This window comes from Actinoplanes awajinensis subsp. mycoplanecinus, from assembly GCF_001509495.1.
Classification (GTDB): Bacteria; Actinomycetota; Actinomycetes; order Mycobacteriales; family Micromonosporaceae; genus Actinoplanes; species Actinoplanes palleronii.
Genome location: NZ_LLZH01000178.1, coordinates 72,570 through 93,119 on the forward strand (window position 1 = coordinate 72,570; position 20,550 = coordinate 93,119).

A 20,550-nucleotide genomic window follows, 5' to 3' on the forward strand; every position below is an offset into this window, starting at 1 on the left:
GCGGTCGCGCAGGCCGATCACTCGTTGGGCATCAGTGCCCAGAGGATCAGGTAGGCGATGAACTGCGGGCCGGGGAGCAGGCAGGACAGCAGGAACAGCAGGCGGACCGTCCCGGACGACAGCCCGGAGCGGCGAGCCAGCCCGGCACAGACGCCGGCGATCCAGCGGTCGTTGCGGGGACGGGTGAGGCTGCGAGTCTTGAAGGGGGTGGTCACTGTCATCCACTCCTTAGCGGTGGCCGGAGCACTCTGCCCCGACCACTTCGACGTTAGGTACGGACTTCCGGTCGTCCCTCATCCCGCAGGTGGAGACGGAGGACCCAGCTCCCGTAAGGGGTACCCGTACCCGAATGTCGCTCGCTGTTAACCTTTAGCCGTCTTGCGGGGTTCAGCTACGGAGGCAACTGTGACGCTGGCCCTTCTCCTTGCCAGCGTTGGACCTGCCGGCACCGGGCTCACCGACGACCTCACCGCCGCGCTGCGCTCCGCCGGCGCCGCCGAGGTCGACCGGGTCGAGGCCGACGACGATCTGCCGGCCCGCCTGCGCGACGCCGCCCGCCGCGCCCGGGCCGCGAACCAGCCGCTGCTGATCTGCGCCGACAACCTGGTCACCCACCACAGCCTGCTGTGGATGCTGGCCACCGACCCGGCCGGCCGCAGCGCCGTGCTGCTCGCGCCGGACCCCGACGGCGGCCTGCGCGAGGACCGGGGCCGCGCGGTCCCGGCCGAGCCGGGCGCCGGCACGGTCCGCTTCCTGGGCGCGATGTGCCTGGCGCCGGCCGACCTCCCGCTGCTGGAGAAGGTCGCCGACCGCGCCGATCTGCTGCCCGCCCTGCTCGAGGCGGGCCTGGTGCCGGTCGCCATCCGGGTCCGGCTGCTGCACGCCGAGCAGGTGGGCACCGACGCCGACCTGGCCGCCGCCCGGCGGCGGCTCGCCGAGGTCGACGAGGACAAGGCCCGCCTGCGACTCGCGGTCAAGGAGCAGGACGACTTCTTCACGACGTACGCGGTGAGCACCTGGTCCCCGCTGGTCACCCGGGCCTCGGCGCGTCTGGGCCTGAGCCCGACCGGGGTGACCGCGCTGTCGGTGCTCTTCGCGGTCGCCGCGGCGCTGGCCTTCTGGCAGGCGTCCCGGCCCGCGATGATCGTCGGCGGGGTGCTGCTCTACCTGGGCTTCGTGCTGGACTGCGTGGACGGGCAGCTGGCCCGGTACACCCGGCGGTTCGACGCGTTCGGCGGCTGGCTGGACACCATGGCCGACCGGGCGAAGGAGTACGCGGTCTACGCCGGTCTGGCGGCCGGTGCGGACCGGATCGGGCTGCCGTACGCGTGGCCGCTGGCGGTGACCGCGATCGCCCTGCAGACCGCCCGGCACATGACCGACACCTGGTACGGCGCGCTGCACGACGAGGCCACCGCCCGGCCCCGCCCGCACCAGGCCACCGGCGGGGTCGGCGCCCGGCTCAGCGCGGCCTCCAACGCGGCGCAGAGCCAGCGCGGCTCGTTGATCTACTGGGCGAAGCGGATCGTGGTCTTCCCGATCGGCGAGCGCTGGGCGCTGATCGCGGTGCTCGCCGCGGCCACGAACGGCCGGATCGTGCTCGGCGCGGTGGTCGGGTTCGGGGTGCTGGCGTTCCTCTACACGCTCTCGCTGCGGTCGCTGCGCGCGCTGTCGATGCGGGTGAGCGTGCTGGACACGGTCGACACCGGCCGGCACCGCGACGACGGGTGGCTGGCACGTACCGTGCTGGGGCGGGCTCGGCTGGATCATCCGCTGGTGGTGGGTGGGGTGCTCACCGCGTACGCGATCGTCGGTGTCTTCGCGGGCGAACCGCTGCGGACCGGCTTGCTGGCCGGCGGGATTCCGGCGGCCCTGGCCGCGGGGATGGTCGCCCGGGCCCGGCATGACCGCCCGCTGGACTGGCTGGTGCCGGCCGCGCTGCGAGCCGCCGAGTACGTGTTCGTGGTGCTCGCCGGCCTGGTCGGCGGGGTGCCGTGGCCGCTGGTGTTCCTGCTGCTGTTCGTTCTGGCGCTGCGGCACTACGACCTGACCGCGCGGATGGAGAAGGGCGCGCCGGGCACCCTGGCCGGTGCGGCGGTGCTGGGCTGGGAGGGCCGGATGGTCCTGCTGGCCGCCGCGACCCTGGCCGGGTTCGGGATCGGTGGTTTCGTGGTGCTGGTGGCGGGTGTCGGCGGCGCCTTCTCGATCACCGCGGTGCGCGACTGGCGGGCGTCGCGCCCGAGTTGAGCCCGCGGTCCGTCAGGCGGCTCAGACCTTAGTGACCGTTTGGGATCACCCGGTTGACTGTCGGTCAGCACCGATGAACCAAATGTCGTTTCTTGCTGTGACCGTGCACACAAGTTGCTCCGGAGTTCTGATCTCCGTAATCGATTGATCACTATCCGCGAATGGCCGGTTCGGCCGATGGTAAAGCATCGACACCCCTCGCAAAGTCATTATCCGATCGCCGACCGTCGTGGGTTCGGGATCGAACAATCGATGGGGGAGGTTGGCGGTGTCCACCGTCGCGCTCAAGGACGTCACCAAGATTTGGCCAGATGGCACGCTTGCCGTGGACCGGGTGTCACTCGATGTTCGAGATGGCGAGTTCATGGTGCTTCTCGGCCCGTCGGGCTGTGGGAAGTCGACCGTGCTCCGGATGATCGCCGGCCTGGAGGACCCCACCGAGGGGGACATCCTGCTGAACGGCGAGCCGGTGCTCGACGTACCCCCGCGCGACCGCAGCATCGCCATGGTGTTTCAGGACTTTGCGCTCTATCCGCACATGACCGTCGCTGACAACATCGGCTTCCCGCTGAAATTGTCCGGTGTCGAGCCGGGTTCGCGGCAGGATCGGGTCGGCACGGTGGCCGGTGCCCTGGGCATCGGCGAGGTGCTCGGCCGGCGACCCAGCCAGCTCTCCGGCGGCCAGCGGCAGCGGGTCGCGATGGGCCGGGCGATGGTCCGCCGTCCCGGGATCTTCCTGATGGACGAGCCGCTCTCCAACCTGGACAGCGGCCTGCGCGCCGAGCTGCGCGCGGAGATCACCAGCATGACCCGCGAGCTCGGTGTCACCACCATGTACGTGACGCACGACCAGGCCGAGGCGCTGACCATGGCCGACCGCGTGGCGATCATGCGGCGCGGCGTGCTGCAGGACCTGGGCACGCCGACCGAGGTCTACCGCCGCCCGGCCACGCTCTACGTCGCCGCCTTCCTCGGCTCGCCGCGGATGAACCTGCTGGAGGCGCAGGTCTACGTCCACCTGGACCGGTACGTCGCGCTCAACTTCGGCGAGCAGACCCTCTACCTGGCCTGGGCCGACCCGCGCTCGCGGGCGGTGGCGCGCTACCACGGCGAGCGGATCGTGGTCGGGGTCCGCGCCGAGGCGCTCACGCCGGTCACCCCGGACACCCCGGGCGCGGTGCTGCACGGCCGGATCCGTTACCTGGAGCACCACGGCCACGAGTCGCTGGCCTACCTGGACATCGGCGCGACCGCGATCGTGGTGGACGAGGTCGGTGGCCCGGCCGCCGAGCAACCCGCCGGTGGCACGCTGAAGCGGCTGGGCGGGGCGCTGCAGCGGCTCACCCGGTCGAACTCGGTGTCCGCGCAGGAGGAGCGGGGCGGCCCGGTCAGCCTGCTCAACGACCCGGGGCGGCACCACCGTAAGGCGGCCGAGCTGTCGGTGCGCCTGGCGCCGTACCCGGCGGTGACTTCCGGGCACCCGCTCACCGTGGCGGTTCAGATGGACGCACTGCACTTCTTCGACGAGCGGGGGGACCGGATCGATGTCGGCTGGCGCTGAACAGAACTCGGCAGGACGCCACTTCCGGGCGGGATCGTGGATGCCTCCTGCCACCAAGCGGCCACAGCGCGTAGGCTGCACGACGGTGGAGGACAGGATCGGCCAGACGATGCGTTCGGCTCCCGGTGTGGAGCCGAAGGTCGATGCCGCCCCCGCACCGTCCGGATCACCGGTTCTGTTGGACCGGAATTTCGGGGATGCCGACATCACCGTGCTGCGGCACGAGGTGTCCCGGCTGCTCTCCCCGATCAGCGTGCTCCGCGACCGGCTCTCCGGTTTCGTGCTCGCCGTCAACGAGGTGATCACGAATGTGGTGCTGCACGCCGGCGGGAACGGCCGGATCGTGCTGCGGATCGAGTCCGGTGCGGTGTGGTGTGTGGTCACCGACTCCGGCCCGGGCATCCCGGACGACCTGCCGGACAGTGACCTCCTCCCCGGTACGGAGGAGATCGGTGGCCGCGGCCTGTGGCTGGCGCACCAGCTGTGCGACGAGGTGACCACCGCGACCGGACCGATCGGCACCTCTATCGGACTCCGGATAGATCTGGTTCCGGTGTCCGGCCAGCGCTGAAACAGCAGCTGAAACGGCAGGTGGACCGGGCCGTGAAACGCGGGCGAAACGTGAAGCCGCCCTTCGCCTCTCGTCCTCCGCCGGGTGCGACTACATTGGGCGCGTGCTCGGACTTCCTTCCCAGGTAACCGCTTGCCTTTTCGATCTTGACGGCGTGCTGACGGACACCGCCCTTGTGCACAGTGCCGCGTGGAAACAAACGTTCGACTCGTTCTTGGAAACGCGGGCCGAGCGGCAAGGTCAAGAGTTTGTGCCGTTCGACTCCAAGGTCGACTACCACCGATACGTCGACGGCCGGCAGCGTGCCGACGGGGTCCGGACCTTCCTCGCCTCCCGTGGCATCACCCTGCCCGAGGGCACCCCCGACGACGCTCCCGACGCGGAGACCGTCAACGGGGTCGGCAATCGCAAGAACCTCCTCGTGCTCCAGAAGATCAAGGAGGGCGCGGTTCAGGTCTACCCCGGATCGGTGGAGTACCTGAAGGCGGCCAAGGCCGCCGGACTGCGCCGCGCGGTCGTCTCGGCGAGCGCGAACTGCAAGGACGTCCTGGAGGCGGCCGGCATCGCCGACCTCCTGGAGGTCCGGGTGGACGGGGTCGTCGCCCGCGAGCTGGGTCTGCCCGGCAAGCCCGCGCCGGACACGTTCCTGTACGGGGCAAAACTGCTCGGTCTCGACCCGGCCGCCTGCGCCGTGTACGAGGACGCCCAGGCCGGTGTGGCCGCGGGCCGGGCCGGTGGCTTCGGCATCGTGATCGGTGTGGACCGGGTCGGTCAGGCCGACGCGCTGCGCGAGAACGGCGCCGACGTCGTGGTCACCGACCTCGCCGAGCTGCTCGACAACTAGCTTCAGACCCACCTAAGACATTCAGTCCCGAGAGGCACGACCGTGATCCGTGAACGGGCCTACCCCGTCGACCCCTGGCACATCCGGGAGACCCGGCTAGACCTGGACCTGATGGCCCAGTCAGAGTCGGTGTTCGCGCTCTCGAACGGCCATATCGGGATACGCGGGAACCTGGACGAGGGCGAGCCGCACGGCCTGCCCGGCACGTACCTGAACTCCTTCTACGAGCTGCGGCCGCTGCCGCACGCCGAGGGGGGATACGGGTTCCCCGAGTCCGGCCAGACCATGGTCAACGTCAGCAACGCCAAGCTGATGCGCCTGCTGGTCGACGACGAGCCGTTCGACGTGCGGTACGGCGAGCTCCGCTCGCACGAGCGCTGCCTCGACATGCGGGCCGGCACCCTGGAGCGGGTGGTGGAGTGGGTCTCCCCGTCCGGCCAGGGTGTGCGGGTGCGCACCGTGCGCCTGGTCTCCTTCACCCAGCGCGCGATCGTCGCGTTCCTCTACGAGGTCGAGCCGCTGGACGGCGCGGCCCGGCTGATCCTGCAGTCCGAGCTGGTCGCCAACGAGCAGCTCCCGCCGACCAGCAAGGACCCGCGGGTCGCCGCGGTGCTCGACCACCCGCTGCAGGCCGAGGAGATGCTCGAGCAGCGCTCCGGCGGTCTGCTGGTGCACCGCACCAAGGCCAGTGACCTGCGGATGGCCGCGGCCATGGAGCACCTGGTCGAGACGCCGGGCCGGCACGCGATCACCACCGAGGGGCACGCCGACTGGCTGCGCACCACGGTGGCCTGCCGGCTGGAGCCGGGGCAGAAGCTGCGGGTGGTCAAGCTCGCCGCGTACGGATGGTCGAGCATGCGCTCGCTGCCCGCCCTCCGCGACCAGGTCGGAGCGGCCCTGGCCAGCGCCCGCCTGGACGGCTGGGACGGTCTGGTCCAGCAGCAGCAGGAATACCTCGACGCGTTCTGGGACCACTCCGACGTGCGCGTCGAGGGCGACCCGGAGGTGCAGCAGGCGGTCCGCTTCGGGCTGTTCCACACGCTGCAGGCCGGCGCCCGGGCGGAGAAGCGCCCGATCGGCTCCAAGGGCCTGACCGGCCCTGGCTACGACGGTCACACGTTCTGGGACGCGGAGACGTTCGTGCTGCCCGCGCTCACCTACACCCAGCCCTCGGCGGCGGCGGACGTGCTGCGCTGGCGGCACTCGACCCTGGACCTGGCCCGGGAGCGGGCGCAGACGCTCGGCCTGCAGGGCGCCGCGTTCCCGTGGCGGACCATCCGTGGCCAGGAGTGCTCCGGGTACTGGCCGGCCGGCACCGCGGGCTTCCACATCGCCGCGGACATCGCCGACGCGGTCCGGCGCTACGTGCAGGCCACCGGTGACTACGACTTCGAGCGTGAGGTCGGCCTGGAACTGCTGGTGGAGACGGCCCGGCTGTGGCGCTCGCTGGGGCACCACGACCGGCACGGGCGGTTCCACATCGACGGCGTCACCGGTCCGGACGAGTACACCGCGATCGTGAACGACAACATCTACACCAACCTGATGGCGCAGCAGAACCTGATGACCGCGGTGGACGCCTGCAAGCGGCACCCGGACCTGGCGCGGCGTTTCGGGGTCGACGACGAGGAAGCGGCCTCCTGGCGGGACGCGGCGGCGTCCGTGCACATCCCGTACGACAAGGAGCTCGGGGTGCACCAGCAGTGCGAGGGCTTCACCCGGCTGGAGGAGTGGGACTTCGAGAACACTCCGCCGGAGGGTTACCCGTTGCTGCTGAACTACCCGTACTTCGACCTGTACCGCAAGCAGGTGGTGAAGCAGGCCGACCTGGTGATGGCGATGTACATCCGGGGTGACGCGTTCACGCCGGAGGAGAAGGTGCGCAACTTCGCGTACTACGACGCGCGCACCGTCCGGGACTCCTCGCTGTCCGCCTGCATCCAGGCGGTGATGGCGGCCGAGACCGGCCACCTGGAGCTGGCGCACGACTATCTGGGCGAGGCCGCCCTGATGGACCTGCACGACCTGCACCAGAACGCCCGGGACGGCGTGCACGTGGCGTCCCTGGCCGGGTCGTGGATCGCGCTGGTCGCCGGGCTGGGCGGGATGCGGGACTTCAACGGTCAGCTGGCGTTCGCGCCGCGGCTGCCGAGCCGGATCAACAACCTGGACTTCTCGCTGCTCTGGCACGGGCTGCGGCTGCGGGTCAACGTCACCGCCGACGAGGTCACCTACTCGCTGCGCAACGGTGGCGGCTCGGCCCGGCTCACGCTGATGCACCACGGCAAGGAGATCGAGGTGACCCAGGTCCGTCCGGTGACCATGGCGATCCCGACGGCGGTCCCGGCCGGTCCGGCGCCGACCCAGCCGGCCGGTCGCGCTCCGGTGCGGCGCGCCACGACGCACTGATTTTTTAGCGTACGAAACAGAGAACGGCCCCCGACCCGGAAAGGGTGGGGGGCCGTTCTCGTTGCCCGCGTGGCTACAGCAGGGACACGTGCACGTGGTCGGTGTGATCACTCGGCCCGTGGTAGGCGTGCCAGTTGCCGGTCGCCGGGAACCAGATCTGCTTGTACCAGATCACGTAGTAGATGCCGAGCCGGTCGGCGTTGCGCACCAGGAACGCGGTGAGGTCGTTGCCGTACCGCATCATCTTGTCGTTGTGCGCCGCCGAGAACCCGGTCTTCTGCAGTGACCAGTCGCAGGCCCGGCCCTTGGGATGCTCGAACGGGCCGCCGTCGCGGTGGCAGCCGACGAACAGATTGAAGCCGGCCTTCTTCGTCTCTTTGAGGAGATGCAGAGTCCGCTTGGTGATGCACCCGTTGGTCGTCGGGTCGATCTGGTTGCAGGACTCCGCGGAGAAACCGCCGCTGGAGTTGCGCGGTGCCGGCGAGGCGATCGGGGATTTCGCGTCGACGAAACCCTCGGTGATGGTCTTGTTGATGCCGGTGCCGCCGCCGAGCAGCTCGAGCTGCCCCTCGGCCGAGTCGTGCAGTTTCGTCTGCACCGAGAGCTGCTGCTCTTCGGTCTTGACCTCGGCGTCCAGGCGGGTCTTGTCCGACGTGATCTGCTCGAGCAGGGAGTTCAGCTCGTGCAGCTTCGCGTCGTGCAGCTTGTTGATCTCCTCCAGGGTGACCGCCTTGTCCAGGAAGTCGGACGAGGAGTCGGCGCGGAGCAGGAAGCTCAGTGAGCTCAGATTGCCGATCTGGTACTGCTGGCGGGCGATCTGGTTGACCTCCGGGGTCAGCGCGTCGCGGCGCGCCTCGGCGGTCTTGATCTGGGCGGCCAGCGCCTTCTGATTCTTCTTCGAGGCCGCGACCGCGGCCTTGGCGTTCACGAACCGCCGGTTGGTGGTCTCGATCTGATCGGAGAGGTCGTCGCTCGCCTGGCCTTCGTCGGGGGTCGACGAACTGCCGCCGGGAGCGGCGTGTGCCGGCATGACCGGTGCGACGAACATCGCGGTGGCCACGAGCGGCGCCAGGGCAAGCATCAGCCACCGGCGGGGACGTGCGGTCATCAACAATCCTTCCTAGTCACCGCCGACCGAGTTAGCTGACGGGTTCGGGACGGAAGCTATCCCTACCGCATAGAGCGGATTCACCCCAACTACCTGGTTCCCCGGTTCGTCTGACGACGATTGGGCGGCGGCCTGCCGGCAACTCGGGGGCGGTGCCGTCCTGGCAGGACCGGCGGCCAGTTTACCTGAGATATCGCGTGGTATCAGGATCGGGAAAAGCAATAAAAGGGTTACCAATCAACGACTTTCTGTAATCGCATCACGACAGGTGACCACGCCGTCGCATTCGGTACCGGAACTGTTGAATCGTCGATCGAGTGGGTATGGTCGGTCCCGGTTCCCGCGTGGGGACCGCCGCCTAATCGCACACGCAGCGAGCCGGGGATCCACGTTTCTTCCGGGGTGAATCCGCACAATTGCGGTAGGGATTTCCTTCGTCCCGAACCCGTCAGCTAACCCGACCGGCGGCCGACGGAAGGAAATAGCCAGTGCAGCATGTGACTGCGCGGCGACGATGGGTGGCCGTGTTCGCGCTGCTGGTCGCCGCTTGCGGGATCACCGGCGCCGCCTCGCCGGCGGCCGCGGCCCCCCGCCCGCTCGCCGCGCCCGGTGAGTCCGGTGACGACGGGGAGGGTGGCTCGAAGTCCCTGCTCGACAAACTCGAAGACGCCTCCAAGGGTTACGTCACGGCGAAGGCCAAGCTGAAGGCGTCCAAGGCGCAGCAGACCAAACTCTCCGCCGATCTGAAGAAGCTGGACGCGGCCCTCGGCCCGCAGCAGGCCGCGCTGAACCAGTACGCCCAGCAGGCGTACTCGATGGGCCGCCTGGGCCCGCTGAGCGCGCTGCTCACCGCGGACTCGTCGGCCGGCTTCCTGGACCGGGCGCAGCTGCTGAGCACGGTCGGCGCCCGGCAGAACCTGGCCATCGAGGACCTGCGGAACACCCGGGACGGCCAGCAGAAGGCCAAGACCTCGATCGACGCCGCGATCATCGATCAGCAGCGCCAGGTCAACGTGATGGCCAAGCGCAAGGTCCAGGCCGAGCAGGCGCTCAAGGAGGCCAACCAGGGCGCCGCCACCGACGACTCCGGTGGTGGCAGCAGTTCCGACGCGGACAAGCCCTCCGGCAATCTGGACGGCAGCTGCGTACCGGACCCGACCACCTCCGGCTGCATCTCGCCGCGGCTGCTGTTCGCGATGAAGCAGGCGCAGAAGGCGGGCTTCACCCGCTACGTGGCCTGCTTCCGGGAGCAGAACAGCGGGGAGCACCCGAAGGGCCGGGCGTGTGACTTCGCCTCCGACAAGAACGGTTTCGGCGGGGTGGCCACCGGGGCCAGCAAGACGTACGGCACGAACCTGGCGAACTACTTCATCCACAACTCCGACACACTCGGTGTGCTCTATGTCATCTGGTTCAAACGGATCTGGTTGCCGAGCAGTGGGTGGAAGTCGTACAGCGGGGCCGGCGGGACACCGTCGACGGACCACACGAACCACGTACACCTGTCAGTGACCTGACCTGAAACGCCGAGAAGCCCGGAGCCGACGGCTCCGGGCTTCTTCGTATCCGCGGTCCTACTTGCGCATATACGCTTCGTATTCCTTCATCACGTCGTCGGTCGGGCCGTCCGCGCGGATCAGGCCGGACTCCAGCCAGATCGAGCGCTCGCAGGTGTCCCGGATCGACTGCTCGCTGTGGCTGACCAGGAAGACCGTGCCCGCATTGGCGCGCAGCTCGCGGACCCGCTCCTCACTGCGGCGGCGGAACTTCGCGTCGCCGGTGGCCAGTGCCTCGTCGATCAGCAGCACGTCGTGCTGCTTCGCCGCCGAGATCGAGAAGCGCAGCCGGGCCGCCATGCCGGACGAGTAGGTCCGCATCGGCAGCGAGGAGAAGTCGCCGCGCTCGTTGATCCCGGAGAAGTCGATGATGCCCTGCTTCTTCGACTTCACCTCGGTCGGTGACATGCCCATGGCCAGGCAGCCCAGCTCGACGTTGCGCTCGCCGGGCAGGTCGTTCATCAGGGCCGCGTTCACGCCCAGCAGCGACGGCTGACCGGCCGCGAAGATCGCACCACGGGCCACCGGCAACAGGCCGGCCACCGCGCGGAGCAGTGTCGACTTGCCCGATCCGTTGCTGCCGATCAGGCCGATCGCCTCACCCTTGTACGCCACGAAGGTGACGCCCTTGACCGCGTGCACCTCGCGGACGTTCGCGGTCTTGGTGCGGGTGACGATCTTCTTGAAGCTGGAGAGCGGACTGCTCTGCTGGTTGCCGGCCGAGCCGTAGATCTTGTAGATCACGTGGGCGTCGTCGGCGATGACGGTGGGGACGCGCTCGGTGTCAGCCACGGCCGTAACCCTTCTCTCCGCGCCAGAAGTAGACATAGCCGGAGACACCCACGACCAGCGACCAGATGACCGCCTCGATCCAGAGCAGCGTCGGGGAACCGGCCAGCGTGACGTTCTCCAGCAGCGAGTGCCGGAACAGCTCGATGAAGACCAGCAGCGGGTTGGACTCGACGATGGCGAGCTTCCAGCCGTCCAGCTTCTCGGTGAAGCGGGTGACCGGGTAGAGCACCGCCGAGCCGTACATCCAGAACCGCATGATGAACGGGATCAGCTGCTTGACGTCGCGCATCTTCGAGCCCAGCCGGGCAGCGGCCAGCGACAGCCCGGTATTGAAGATCATCTGAAGCAGCATCACCGGGATGATCAGCAGCCACTTCGGAGTGATCGGCTCGCCGGTGAACAGCACGATGACCAGCAGGACGCCGATCGCGGTGACGAAGTTGCGGATCTCCACGAGGGCCACCGAGAGTGGCAGGCTGGCCCGGGGGAAGTGCAGCGCCCGGATCATGCCCAGGTTGCTGGTGATCCCGTTGATGCCGTTCTGCACCACCGATTGGGTGAACTGGAAGACGAACACCCCGATGCAGAGGTACGCGATGAAGTTGGTGACGCTGCCCTTGGTGCCGATCACCACACCGAAGATGACGTAGTACACCAGCGCGTTGATGGCCGGTGTCAGCACCGTCCAGAGCGCACCCAGGTTCGTGTTGCCCAGCGAGGAGGAGGTCTTCGCCTTGGCATGCGCACCGATGAAGTGCCGGTATGCCCACAGCTTGCGCGTGTACTCCAGTAGGCCGAGCCGTCGCCCGGAAGAGCTCAGGCCGTGCCGTCGGGCGAGTTCCCGCAGGGGAACGCCGGTAGCGGCATCGGCAACCGCCGTCTCTGGCATGGAGTGGTGCTCCGATCTCGTCGGCCGGTACGAGGCGGCGGACTCCGGTGACTTGCCATCAGACACGGTGCCAGCATGCCAGGTGCCCGCCGACGTCGATGAAACGGGTTCGTATCGACGCTGCCGGGAACGGTAGCCGACCAAACGGCGGAACGCAACCGTTACGTCGTAGCGTTATAGTGACCAGGTGGCGACAGTCAAACGCGCACCTGCCGGAGCGGCGGTGCTCCGCAACGACATCACTGTGGCGATCCGTAACGCGGTCATGAGCGAGCTGGCAGAGGTCGGTTACGGCCGTCTGTCGATCGAGGCCGTGGCCCGGCGTGCCGGAGTCGGCAAGACCGCTATCTACCGGCGTTGGAGCAACAAGCTGGAGATGGTACTGGAGATCATCACGGAAGTCGCCGGGCGCAAGGTGCCACTTCCGGACACCGGCAGCTTCGCCGGCGACCTCGACCTACTCATGATGATCGTCAGCAAGGCCCTGCAGCATCGGGTCGCGTCGCAGATCATCCCGGACCTGATGGCCGAAGCGGCTCGCAACCCGCAGATCGCCGAGACCCTGCAGAAGGTGCTGCGCACCCACCAGCAGGCGGTCGGGGAGAAGCTGGTCGGCCAGGCGATCGCCCGTGGCGAGCTGCCCGAGAACACCGACCCGGACGTCGCGGTGGACCTGATCCTGGGCCCGCTGTACTGGCGGCTGGCCGTGGCCCGGCAGCCGATCGGCGACGACTACCTGGAGAAGCTCTCGGCCGCGGTCCTCGGCTCCTTGCGGGGTGACGCCAAGAAGTGAGGGGGTGCGGGAGTGACACCCGAAGCGGTGACGCGACCGGCACCCGAACACGCACCCGGTCGCACCCGATCGCAACTCAGACTTTTCTGCAGGGTGGCCGGGTCCGGGCCGAATCGAGGGGCTGTCCCCGACACGACCCCCCGGAGCCGGCCCACATGCAGACCTCGAGCATCCCGCACGTCGACACCACCGTCCTGGACGCCACCGCGCTGCTGGCGATCGCGATGGGCCGGACGCCCGACACCGGACTGGGCCAGGTCCTGAAGCGGCCCCAGGTGGTGACCGGCGCGGCGGTGGTCGGCGCCTGGCGCAGCCCGGACGGCACCGTCCAGCTGCAGTTGCGCACCGACGGGACGTACGCCGGCGAGGTGGCCGGCCGGCGCAAGCGCCCCAGCGGCACCTACCGCCTGGACGGCGACTCGCTGCTGCTCCACGACGACACCTCCGGCCTGCGTACCCCGGTGACCGTCCTGCACCAGGGCGAGCTGGAGATGGCCGGGCACCGCCTGCACCCGGCCTGACGTTCCCACAGCGCCCGCGGCCGGTAATGCTGTCACCGTGATCGATTGGTTGAACGGCATCGCGCTGACCGCCTTCGGCGTCGGCACCACCTGGGCCGAAGTACTCGGCTTCGTCACCGGACTGCTCACCGTCGGGCTGCTGGTCCGGCAGCACATCCTGAACTGGCCGCTCGGCATCCTCAACGTCCTGCTGCTGATGCTGGTGTTCGGCACCGCGGGCCTCTACGCCGACATGGGCCTGCAGGTGATCTACGTGCTCCTCGGCCTGTACGGCTGGTGGGCCTGGCTCTACGGCGGCGCGGACCGCACCCGGCTGGTGGTACGCACCACCACCCGCGCCGAGTGGCTCGCCCTGGCCGTGGCCGGCGTGGTGATCACCGGCGGACTGTGGCTGTTCCTGGACCGGCTCACCGGTTCCACGGTGCCGCTCGCCGACGCGCTCACCACCGCGCTCTCCCTGCTCGCGACGTACGGCCAGACCCGCAAACTGGTGGAGAACTGGTGGCTGTGGATCGCCGCCGATGTGATCTACATCCCGCTGTACGCCTACAAGGACCTCTGGCTGACCGCGATTCTCTACCTCGCCTTCCTCGTCCTCTGCGTGCTCGGCCTGCGGTCCTGGCAGGCGGCCCGGCGGGCACAGTCCGTGGCAGTGGCGGTGGCCGGGTGAGGTACCGGCACGGCCTGGTCGTCGGCAAGTTCTACCCGCCGCACGCCGGGCACCACGCCCTGATCGAGACGGCCGCGGCCGCGTGCGAGCGGCTGACCGTGGTGGTCGCGCCGTCGTCGAAGGAGAGCGTCCCGCTGCCGCTGCGGCTGGAGTGGCTGCGCGAGGCGCACCCGGACGTCCGGTTCGTCGGGGTGCACGACGACCACCCGATCGACTACGCCGACCCGGCGGTCTGGGAACTGCACATGGCCGTGTTCCGGGACGCGGCCGGCCCGGAACCGGTCGACGCGGTGTTCTCCTCCGAGGCGTACGGGGCGGAGCTGGCCCGACGCTTCGGCGCCCAGCCGGTGCTCGTCGACCCCGGCCGGGAGCGGGTCCCGATCTCCGGCACCGCGATCCGGGCCGACCCGGTCGCGCACTGGCACCACCTCGGCCCCGGCGCGCGTGGCTGGCTGGCCCGCCGGGTGATCGTGGTCGGCGCCGAGTCGACCGGCACCACCACCATGGCCCGCGCCCTGGCCCGGCACTACCGGACCCGGGGCGGGGTGTGGGCGGCGACCGGGTGGGTGCCGGAGTTCGGCCGGGAACTGACCGAGCGCAAGCTCGCCGACCTGCGGCGCGGCCGGCCCGACGCCACGGTCTTCGAGGTGACCTGGGACCGGGACGACTTCGTCACGGTCGCGGTCGAGCAGTCGGCGGCCGAGGACGCGGCGGCCCGGGCCGGCTCGCCGGTGGTGTTCGGCGACACCGACGTGTTCGCCACCACGATCTGGGAGGAGCGCTACCTGGGCAGCGCCTCGGCCAAGGTGCGCGAGCTGGTCCGGGACCCCGACCTGTACCTGCTGACCGAGGACGCCGGGGTGCCGTTCGAGGACGACGGGCTGCGCGACGGGGAGCACCTGCGGCGGTGGATGACCGAGCGGTTCCGTACCGAGCTGGCCGCCCGTGCGGTGCCGTGGGTCGCGCTGTCCGGCGGGTACCGGGAGCGCCTGACGACCGCGATCGCCGCGGTGGACCGGCTGCTGATCGCCGGGTGGCGGCTGGCCGACCCGCTTGTGCCTCAGCCGCCGGGGAATCCGGCCGAACGGTAGGGGTGGACCGATCGGGGGGAAACGGGATGCGGCGCATCGGGACCGTGCTGACGGCGGTGGCGTGCGCGCTGGTGTCCGGTGGGTGCTCGGGCGGCGGGCAGACCACGGCCGCCGCCTCACCCAGCCCCGGTAGCACCTGGTCGCTGCTGCTCTCCGGCAGCGCGACACCCAGCCCGACGCCGTCCCGGGCGAGCTTCAGCCCGACACCGGCCGCTGTCGCGTCGCTGCCGTCACCGATTCCCAGCTGTACCAGGATCTGGCCGAGGACCGATCCGGTGCTGATCCCGATCGTGGTGACCGCCGTCGCCGGCGGTTTCCGGGTGGAGTGGCCCCGGCAGTACGACTCGAATTACCGGGTCACCGCCGTACCCCAGAAGTTGGTCAGCGGTGCCCAGCCGGAGCCGGCCTGGAAGGACGTTCCGGCCGGCACCGGCTGCACGATCAGCACCACGCTCACCGGGCTGATCGCCGGCGAGCCCTACATCGTCTGGCTGGACGCGCCGAACACCGGCTCCGAGATCGACGGCACCCGGCACCTCTACAGCGGGCGCTCCCGGGTCGTCTATCCGGCGTGAGCGTCTTCCGGCTTGCCCTGGCGGGGCAGCAGGAAGGAGAGCCCGAACGCGGCGATCAGCAGCAGCAGGGCCACTCCGGCCGTACGAACGGTGGTGTCTTCGAAGCCCGCGCGGACCTGTTCCGCGGCAAAGGCCGCAACCGACGGATCGGCGGCGGAACCGCCGTCCCGGCAACTCGGCGGTACGACGTCCGGGTTCGTCTCGGCGACCCGGTCGGTCAGGCAGTCCCGGAGCCCGGCGACGATCGCCGGCTGCGCGTCGGAGGGCACCCCGGCCGTGGCCAGCGTGCTCCGCAGCGCACCCGCCGCGTCGTCCACGTGCTGCCCGACCTGGCCGGGCAGCAGCGCGAAGAAGATCGTGCCGAGCACCGCGATGCCGAACGCGCCGCCCAGCTGCTGCACCGAGGTGATCGCACCGGACGCCGAGCCGCTCTCCTCGTCGTCCACGCCGGCCAGCACGATGCCGAAGAACGGCGCCATCGCCAGGCCCATCCCGATGCCGAGCAGCAGCAGCGCCGGGATCATGTGCCACGGGGTGATGTCCGCGCCGGCCAGGTGCACGGTGCCGGCCAGGACCACGGTCCCGGCCAGCATCACCACCGTGCCGAGCTGCAGCAGCTTGCGGCCCAGCTTCTCGGCGAGTCCGGCGCCGGCCACGATGAAGCCGGCCACCATGCCGAGCGCCTGCGGCAGCGTGGTCAGGCCCGCCTTGAGCGGTGAGTAACCCAGCCCGATCTGCAGGTAGAACGTGAAGACCAGGCCGGTGCCGATCAGCGAGGCGAAGAACATCAGGCCGAGCGCCAGGCCGCCGGTGAACGCCCGCTTGCGGAACAGGCTCGGGGTGACCAGCGGGTCGAGGCCGCGCTTGTCCCGGCCGGCCTCGTAGACCGCGAACAGTCCGAAGGAGATCACGCCGACCGCGAGCATCACGAACGTCCAGACCGGCCAGCCCAGCTCGCGGCCCTGCACCAGCGGGAAGAGCAGCAGGAACGCGCCGCCCGCGGCGAACAGCACGCCGAGCCAGTCGAGCCGGGGCGCCCGGTCGAGGCGGGACTCGGGCAGGTACTTGATCGCGCCGAGCACCGCGAAGACGCCGAGCGGCAGGTTGATGAAGAAGATCATCCGCCAGCCGGCGCCGAAGTAGTCCGCGTCGACCAGCCAGCCGGCCAGGATCGGGCCGCCCACCGAGGAGAGGCCCATCACCGGGCCGAACGCGCCGAACGCCTTGGCTCGCTCCGCCGGGCCGAACATCTCGCGCAGCATGCCCAGGCCCTGCGGCAGCATCAGCGCGCCGAACAGGCCCTGCACCGCCCGCGCGCCGACCAGGAAACCGGCCGACGGTGCCAGCGCGCAGGCCAGCGACGCGGCGGTGAAGCCGGCCGCGCCGATCAGGAACATCCGGCGGCGGCCGTAGATGTCGCCGAGCCGCCCGCCGGTGAGCAGGCCGATGGCCATGGACAGGGTGTACGCCGCGCCCAGCCACTGGATCAGGCTGTACGACCCGCCGAGCTCTTCCCGGATGACCGGCCCGGCGATCGTGGTGACCAGCGCGTCGAGCAGGTCCATCACCTCGACGGCGAGGATCACGAAGAGCGCGACCCACCGATAGCGATACGGCGCGGTCTCCGGCGCCGTCTCTGTTTGAACACTGTTCGTTGTCACGAACACTGTTCTAGTAGCGAACACCGTTCAGTGTCAACTAGATTAGTCGTTGATGAAGAACTCCCCCTGGCAACCGCTGCCCGACCGGAAGTCGACCCGGGTGCAGCTGGACCGCGAGCAGATCATCGACGTCGCGCTACGGATCTCGGATCAGGAGGGCGTCGACGCGGTGAGCATGCGGCGGGTCGCCGCGGAGTTCGGCACCGGGCCGTCCAGCCTCTACGCGCACGTGTCCAACAAGGACGAGTTGCTGCGCCTGATGTTCGACCGGGTCTGCGGCGAGATCCAGTTGCCGCCGCGCGAGCCGGCCCGATGGCAGCAGCAGATCAAGGAGCTGATGCTGGGCACGCATCGGATGCTGCTGACCCACAACGATCTGGGCCGGGTGGCGCTGGCGACGGTGCCGAACGGGCCGAACGCACTGCGCGCCTCGGAGTGGATGCTCGGCCTGATGGTCGAGGGCGGGCTGCCGGCGCACCTGGGCGCCTGGGCGCTCGACCGGATCTTCCTCTACGTGACCGTCGACGCCTACGAGACGTCCATCTGGCGGGCGCAGCTGCGCCACCTCGGCCTGCCCAAGCACGAGTCGGAGAAGCAGGTCAAGGGCGAGATGGCAGCCTTCCTCGCGGAGCTGCCGGCCGACCGCTTCCCGTACCTGAGCCGCAACTCGGCCGCGATGACCTCGGGAACCTCCCAGGAGCGCTTCGAGTTCGGTCTCGACCTGCTGATCGACGGCCTGCAGCGGCACGTCACCGGTTGAGACGGGTCCGGCTGGTTCTCGGGGGTGCGTCAGGTCGCCTGACGCACCCCCGAGAACCAGCCGGGAGTCGGACCGTCAGGCGTTTCGGGTGGGCAGCCCGGCTTCGCGCCAGGCCTTGAAGCCGCCGGCCAGGTCGGTGGCCCGGTGCAGGCCGAGCTCCTGCAGCGCGGCCGCGGCCAGGCTGCTGGTGTACCCCTCCTGGCAGGTGATGATCACCGGGAGGTCGTAGCGGTCGGCGAACGGCAGCCGGGCGTCGCTGCGCGGGTCGAGGCGCCACTCCAGCACGTTGCGCTCGATGATCAGCGCGCCGGGGATCTCGCCGTGCTCGGCGCGCTGGGCCGCCGGGCGGATGTCGATGAGTACGGCGCCGTCGCGGACCGCGGCGTCGGTCTCGGCCGGGCCGAGCCGGTCCAGGCGGGCGCGTGCCTCGTCCAGGATCTCGGCGATGCTCTTCGCGCCGCGGGGTGCCGTGGTCACCACTGGGCGCCGGCCCGCTCGGTGGTGAGCGTCTGGAGACCGGCCGGGCCGAGGCGGTACTTGGTCATGCTGGTCAGCGCCGGTCCGTAGACGTGCACGCTGATCGCCGGGTCGGGACCGCGGTTGACGATGCGGTGCAGGTGGTGGCTGCCGAACCGGCGGCCGGCGCCCTCGCTCAGGTCGCGGGAGGTGACCCGGGGCGACTCGGCCGGGCCGCTGACGGTGTCCTCGGTGAGCGTGCCGCTGAAGATGTGGAACCCGCCGGCCGAGCCGCCGTGGTCGTGCAGCTCGGTCTGCTGGCCGGGCAGCCAGGTGAGCAGCCAGACCTCGTGGTCGTCGGCGACGTGCAGCCGGTGGTACCACCTGTCGACCGGGTCGAACCGGGGCGGAACCACCCAACCCTCCGGCGCATTGGCGAATTGCCGGGCGATGGCGAGATGGTCGAGTTGCAGCGCGGTGGTGGTCATTCGGTTCCTCCGGTTCAGCTATACATACCCTATCGGTGAGATAGGTTTTATCACAGAACGGGGCGGGGCGGGGCCACTTCTCAGAACCGGCTCGTCCCCCGAAAGAGGCTTCACCGCGTTTGCCTCTTTCGTGGCGGGGTGCGAAAAACTGCGATCCGCAATGGTGCGACCACGCTCCGTCGACCAAAGTGGGCATTCCGTCACCGGAATGGTGTTCTGGGTCAGCCGTTCCGGCAGAGTTGCTGGTCAGGCCGTCCCTAGGCAATTGAGATGGCTATATGGTCAGTGGCGCCGCCGAGAGCCGGTTGCCGGAGGAAGACGCCCAGCTGGGCGCCCTCCGATGCCCCCCGATGAACGAGGACGGACACGTGTTGAAGTCACGCCGCGGTCTGCTCGCCGCCGGCCTCTCCGTTGCGGTGATCGGCGCTATCGGAGTCGCCTCCACCCTGAACGCGGGTGCTGAGCAGATTCCCGACGGACCTGCCGCTGCGACCGCGCCGGCTGAAGTCGCCGAAGCCCCCGCCGCTGCCGATCCCGCTTTGAAACCGCCGACCATCCTCCCCTGGGGGGAGGAGCCGCAGCTCGTCAAACGAGGCCGGGACGGCGCCACCAGCCGCGCGCTCAAGGCCGCCGGGCTCAGCGCCGCGGCGCCAGGCGAGACCGACGTGAGCGAGGCCGATGAGTACGCGCCCAAGGGCCGCAGCTCGAAGTCCCGCTCCTTGCGGACAACCAGGACCACAGTGGTGCCGCCGAAGCCGCTCCAGCTCGACCCGCCGCCGACCGCGACCGCCTCGCCGTCCAGTTCGGGCTCGACCGTCCACTTCCTTTACAACGTCGGCTGGCAGGCCGCGGTCTCCGACGGGGCGTACGCGAACCTGACGATCAACAGACCGGTGCTGGCCCAGGCGGACTACCACACCCTGGCCGAGCTGGCGGTGCAGTCCGCGGACGGCACCCAGATCGTCGAGGTCGGGTGGAACGTGGACCGCGTGGTCAACGGCGACGACGACCCGCACCTGTTCGTCTACCACTGGGTCAACGGCCAGACCAGCTGCTACAACGGCTGTGGCTACGTGCAGTACAGCAACACCATCACGCCGGGCGACACGCTGACCGTCGACATCCAGAAGAAGTTCGGCATCCAGTTCTACGGCGGCGCCTGGTGGATCGCCTACGACACCGAGTGGGTCGGCTACTTCCCGGCCAACCTCTGGACCGTCGACTTCGCCAAGACCGGCATGGTCCAGATCTTCGGCGAGGTGGCCGCGTCCTCCGCCCAGCCGTGCACCCAGATGGGCAACGGTCTGGCCGGCTTGGAGACCACGGCGGCCCGGATCGGCAGCGTGGCCTACATCAACGGCCCGACCCCTGACGTGGCGGTGCGCAGCACCAGCAACCTCTATCAGGTGTCCAGGCAGAGCGCCCGGACGTTCCGCTACGGCGGGGCCGGCGCCTGCTGATCTCCCGTACCTCGCAAGGTTGATGCCCGGTCCCCCAAAGGGGCCGGGCATCGACGTTTTCCGGTTTCCTGCCCCCACCGTGAACCGGATCGCGTGTG

Annotated in this window: 20 protein-coding genes and 2 riboswitches; of the genes, 13 read left to right on the forward strand and 7 right to left on the reverse strand. The window is 69.7% G+C overall.

The annotated features are described in order from the left end of the window. Nucleotides 1–17: 17 nt before the first annotated feature. Nucleotides 18–221: a PspC domain-containing protein gene (locus ADL15_RS20210; RefSeq protein WP_157441475.1), complete on the reverse strand. Its 204-nt coding sequence runs from the start codon at nt 219–221 to the stop codon at nt 18–20. 184 nt (nt 222–405) lie between these two features. Here ADL15_RS20210 and ADL15_RS20215 point away from each other — a divergent pair, with 184 nt between their 5' ends. The 5 genes from ADL15_RS20215 (at nt 406) to ADL15_RS20235 (ending at nt 7,632) form a co-directional block, all read left to right on the forward strand. Continuing rightward, nucleotides 406–2,247 (forward strand): DUF5941 domain-containing protein, encoded by a 1,842-nt coding sequence (locus tag ADL15_RS20215; protein WP_067693239.1) that lies wholly within the window; start codon nt 406–408, stop codon nt 2,245–2,247. Nucleotides 2,248–2,515: 268 nt separating this feature from the next. Continuing rightward, nucleotides 2,516–3,808: an ABC transporter ATP-binding protein gene (locus tag ADL15_RS20220; protein ID WP_067693242.1), complete on the forward strand. Its 1,293-nt coding sequence runs from the start codon at nt 2,516–2,518 to the stop codon at nt 3,806–3,808. Nucleotides 3,809–3,893: 85 nt separating this feature from the next. Further along, nucleotides 3,894–4,379 (forward strand): ATP-binding protein, encoded by a 486-nt coding sequence (locus ADL15_RS20225; protein ID WP_067693245.1) that lies wholly within the window; start codon nt 3,894–3,896, stop codon nt 4,377–4,379. Between the two features lie 103 nt (nt 4,380–4,482). After that, the gene (locus ADL15_RS20230; RefSeq protein WP_067693248.1) at nt 4,483–5,223 is read left to right on the forward strand and encodes a beta-phosphoglucomutase family hydrolase; all 741 of its coding nucleotides are present in this window, start codon (nt 4,483–4,485) and stop codon (nt 5,221–5,223) included. Nucleotides 5,224–5,265: 42 nt separating this feature from the next. Then, nucleotides 5,266–7,632, forward strand: coding sequence for a glycoside hydrolase family 65 protein (locus ADL15_RS20235; RefSeq protein WP_067693251.1), 2,367 nt, complete (start codon nt 5,266–5,268; stop codon nt 7,630–7,632). A gap of 73 nt (nt 7,633–7,705) precedes the next feature. Here ADL15_RS20235 and ADL15_RS20240 read toward each other — a convergent pair whose 3' ends face one another. After that, the gene (locus tag ADL15_RS20240; RefSeq protein WP_067693254.1) at nt 7,706–8,740 is read right to left on the reverse strand and encodes a coiled-coil domain-containing protein; all 1,035 of its coding nucleotides are present in this window, start codon (nt 8,738–8,740) and stop codon (nt 7,706–7,708) included. 5 nt (nt 8,741–8,745) lie between these two features. Further along, a riboswitch (cyclic di-AMP (ydaO/yuaA leader) is annotated at nt 8,746–8,877 on the reverse strand. Nucleotides 8,878–9,085: 208 nt separating this feature from the next. Further along, nucleotides 9,086–9,223, forward strand: a riboswitch (cyclic di-AMP (ydaO/yuaA leader). Between the two features lie 5 nt (nt 9,224–9,228). On the opposite strand from ADL15_RS20240, the gene ADL15_RS20245 reads away from it, so the two are divergent. Continuing rightward, complete coding sequence (locus ADL15_RS20245; protein WP_067693257.1) at nt 9,229–10,257, forward strand: coiled-coil domain-containing protein; 1,029 nt, start codon at nt 9,229–9,231, stop codon at nt 10,255–10,257. Between the two features lie 57 nt (nt 10,258–10,314). On the opposite strand, the gene ADL15_RS20250 is transcribed toward ADL15_RS20245, so the two are convergent. Together ADL15_RS20250 and ADL15_RS20255 are read right to left on the reverse strand one after the other, a co-directional pair. Beyond that, nucleotides 10,315–11,124 (reverse strand): ABC transporter ATP-binding protein, encoded by an 810-nt coding sequence (locus tag ADL15_RS20250; RefSeq protein WP_067693261.1) that lies wholly within the window; start codon nt 11,122–11,124, stop codon nt 10,315–10,317. Further along, the gene (locus ADL15_RS20255; protein WP_067693264.1) at nt 11,081–11,977 is read right to left on the reverse strand and encodes an ABC transporter permease; all 897 of its coding nucleotides are present in this window, start codon (nt 11,975–11,977) and stop codon (nt 11,081–11,083) included. Before ADL15_RS20255 ends, ADL15_RS20250 begins: the two co-directional genes overlap by 44 nt. 187 nt (nt 11,978–12,164) lie before the next feature. Here ADL15_RS20255 and ADL15_RS20260 point away from each other — a divergent pair, with 187 nt between their 5' ends. The 5 genes from ADL15_RS20260 to ADL15_RS20280 all read left to right on the forward strand — a co-directional run bounded on the left by ADL15_RS20260 (nt 12,165) and on the right by ADL15_RS20280 (nt 15,627). Then, complete coding sequence (locus ADL15_RS20260; RefSeq protein ID WP_232344233.1) at nt 12,165–12,770, forward strand: TetR/AcrR family transcriptional regulator; 606 nt, start codon at nt 12,165–12,167, stop codon at nt 12,768–12,770. A gap of 155 nt (nt 12,771–12,925) precedes the next feature. Continuing rightward, nucleotides 12,926–13,291, forward strand: coding sequence for an Atu4866 domain-containing protein (locus tag ADL15_RS20265; protein ID WP_067693271.1), 366 nt, complete (start codon nt 12,926–12,928; stop codon nt 13,289–13,291). A 37-nt stretch (nt 13,292–13,328) separates the two neighbouring features. Further along, a complete protein-coding gene (gene pnuC, locus ADL15_RS20270) occupies nt 13,329–13,961 on the forward strand; it encodes a nicotinamide riboside transporter PnuC (protein ID WP_067693274.1) in 633 nt (210 codons plus the stop codon). Then, nucleotides 13,958–15,052 carry an AAA family ATPase gene (locus tag ADL15_RS20275; protein ID WP_067693276.1) on the forward strand — a complete coding sequence of 365 codons (1,095 nt, stop codon included), beginning with the start codon at nt 13,958–13,960 and terminating at the stop codon, nt 15,050–15,052. Before pnuC ends, ADL15_RS20275 begins: the two co-directional genes overlap by 4 nt. A gap of 26 nt (nt 15,053–15,078) precedes the next feature. Next, nucleotides 15,079–15,627, forward strand: coding sequence for a hypothetical protein (locus tag ADL15_RS20280; protein ID WP_067693279.1), 549 nt, complete (start codon nt 15,079–15,081; stop codon nt 15,625–15,627). Here ADL15_RS20280 and ADL15_RS20285 read toward each other — a convergent pair. Then, nucleotides 15,615–17,288 (reverse strand): MFS transporter, encoded by a 1,674-nt coding sequence (locus tag ADL15_RS20285; protein ID WP_198170904.1) that lies wholly within the window; start codon nt 17,286–17,288, stop codon nt 15,615–15,617. The two genes, ADL15_RS20280 and ADL15_RS20285, sit on opposite strands and share 13 nt — an antisense overlap. Nucleotides 17,289–17,340: 52 nt before the next feature. Here ADL15_RS20285 and ADL15_RS20290 point away from each other — a divergent pair, with 52 nt between their 5' ends. Next, nucleotides 17,341–18,048 (forward strand): TetR/AcrR family transcriptional regulator, encoded by a 708-nt coding sequence (locus ADL15_RS20290; protein ID WP_067693285.1) that lies wholly within the window; start codon nt 17,341–17,343, stop codon nt 18,046–18,048. Nucleotides 18,049–18,123: 75 nt separating this feature from the next. Here the strand turns inward: ADL15_RS20290 and ADL15_RS20295 are convergent, their stop codons facing one another. Beyond that, nucleotides 18,124–18,525 (reverse strand): rhodanese-like domain-containing protein, encoded by a 402-nt coding sequence (locus ADL15_RS20295; RefSeq protein ID WP_083971496.1) that lies wholly within the window; start codon nt 18,523–18,525, stop codon nt 18,124–18,126. Next, a complete protein-coding gene (locus tag ADL15_RS20300) occupies nt 18,522–18,992 on the reverse strand; it encodes a cysteine dioxygenase (RefSeq protein ID WP_067693290.1) in 471 nt (156 codons plus the stop codon). Before ADL15_RS20300 ends, ADL15_RS20295 begins: the two co-directional genes overlap by 4 nt. 368 nt (nt 18,993–19,360) lie before the next feature. Between ADL15_RS20300 and ADL15_RS20305 the strand changes: the two genes are divergently transcribed. Next, entirely contained in the window at nt 19,361–20,452 is a 1,092-nt protein-coding gene (locus tag ADL15_RS20305; protein ID WP_232344234.1) for a neprosin family prolyl endopeptidase, read from the forward strand. Nucleotides 20,453–20,550 lie beyond the last annotated feature (98 nt).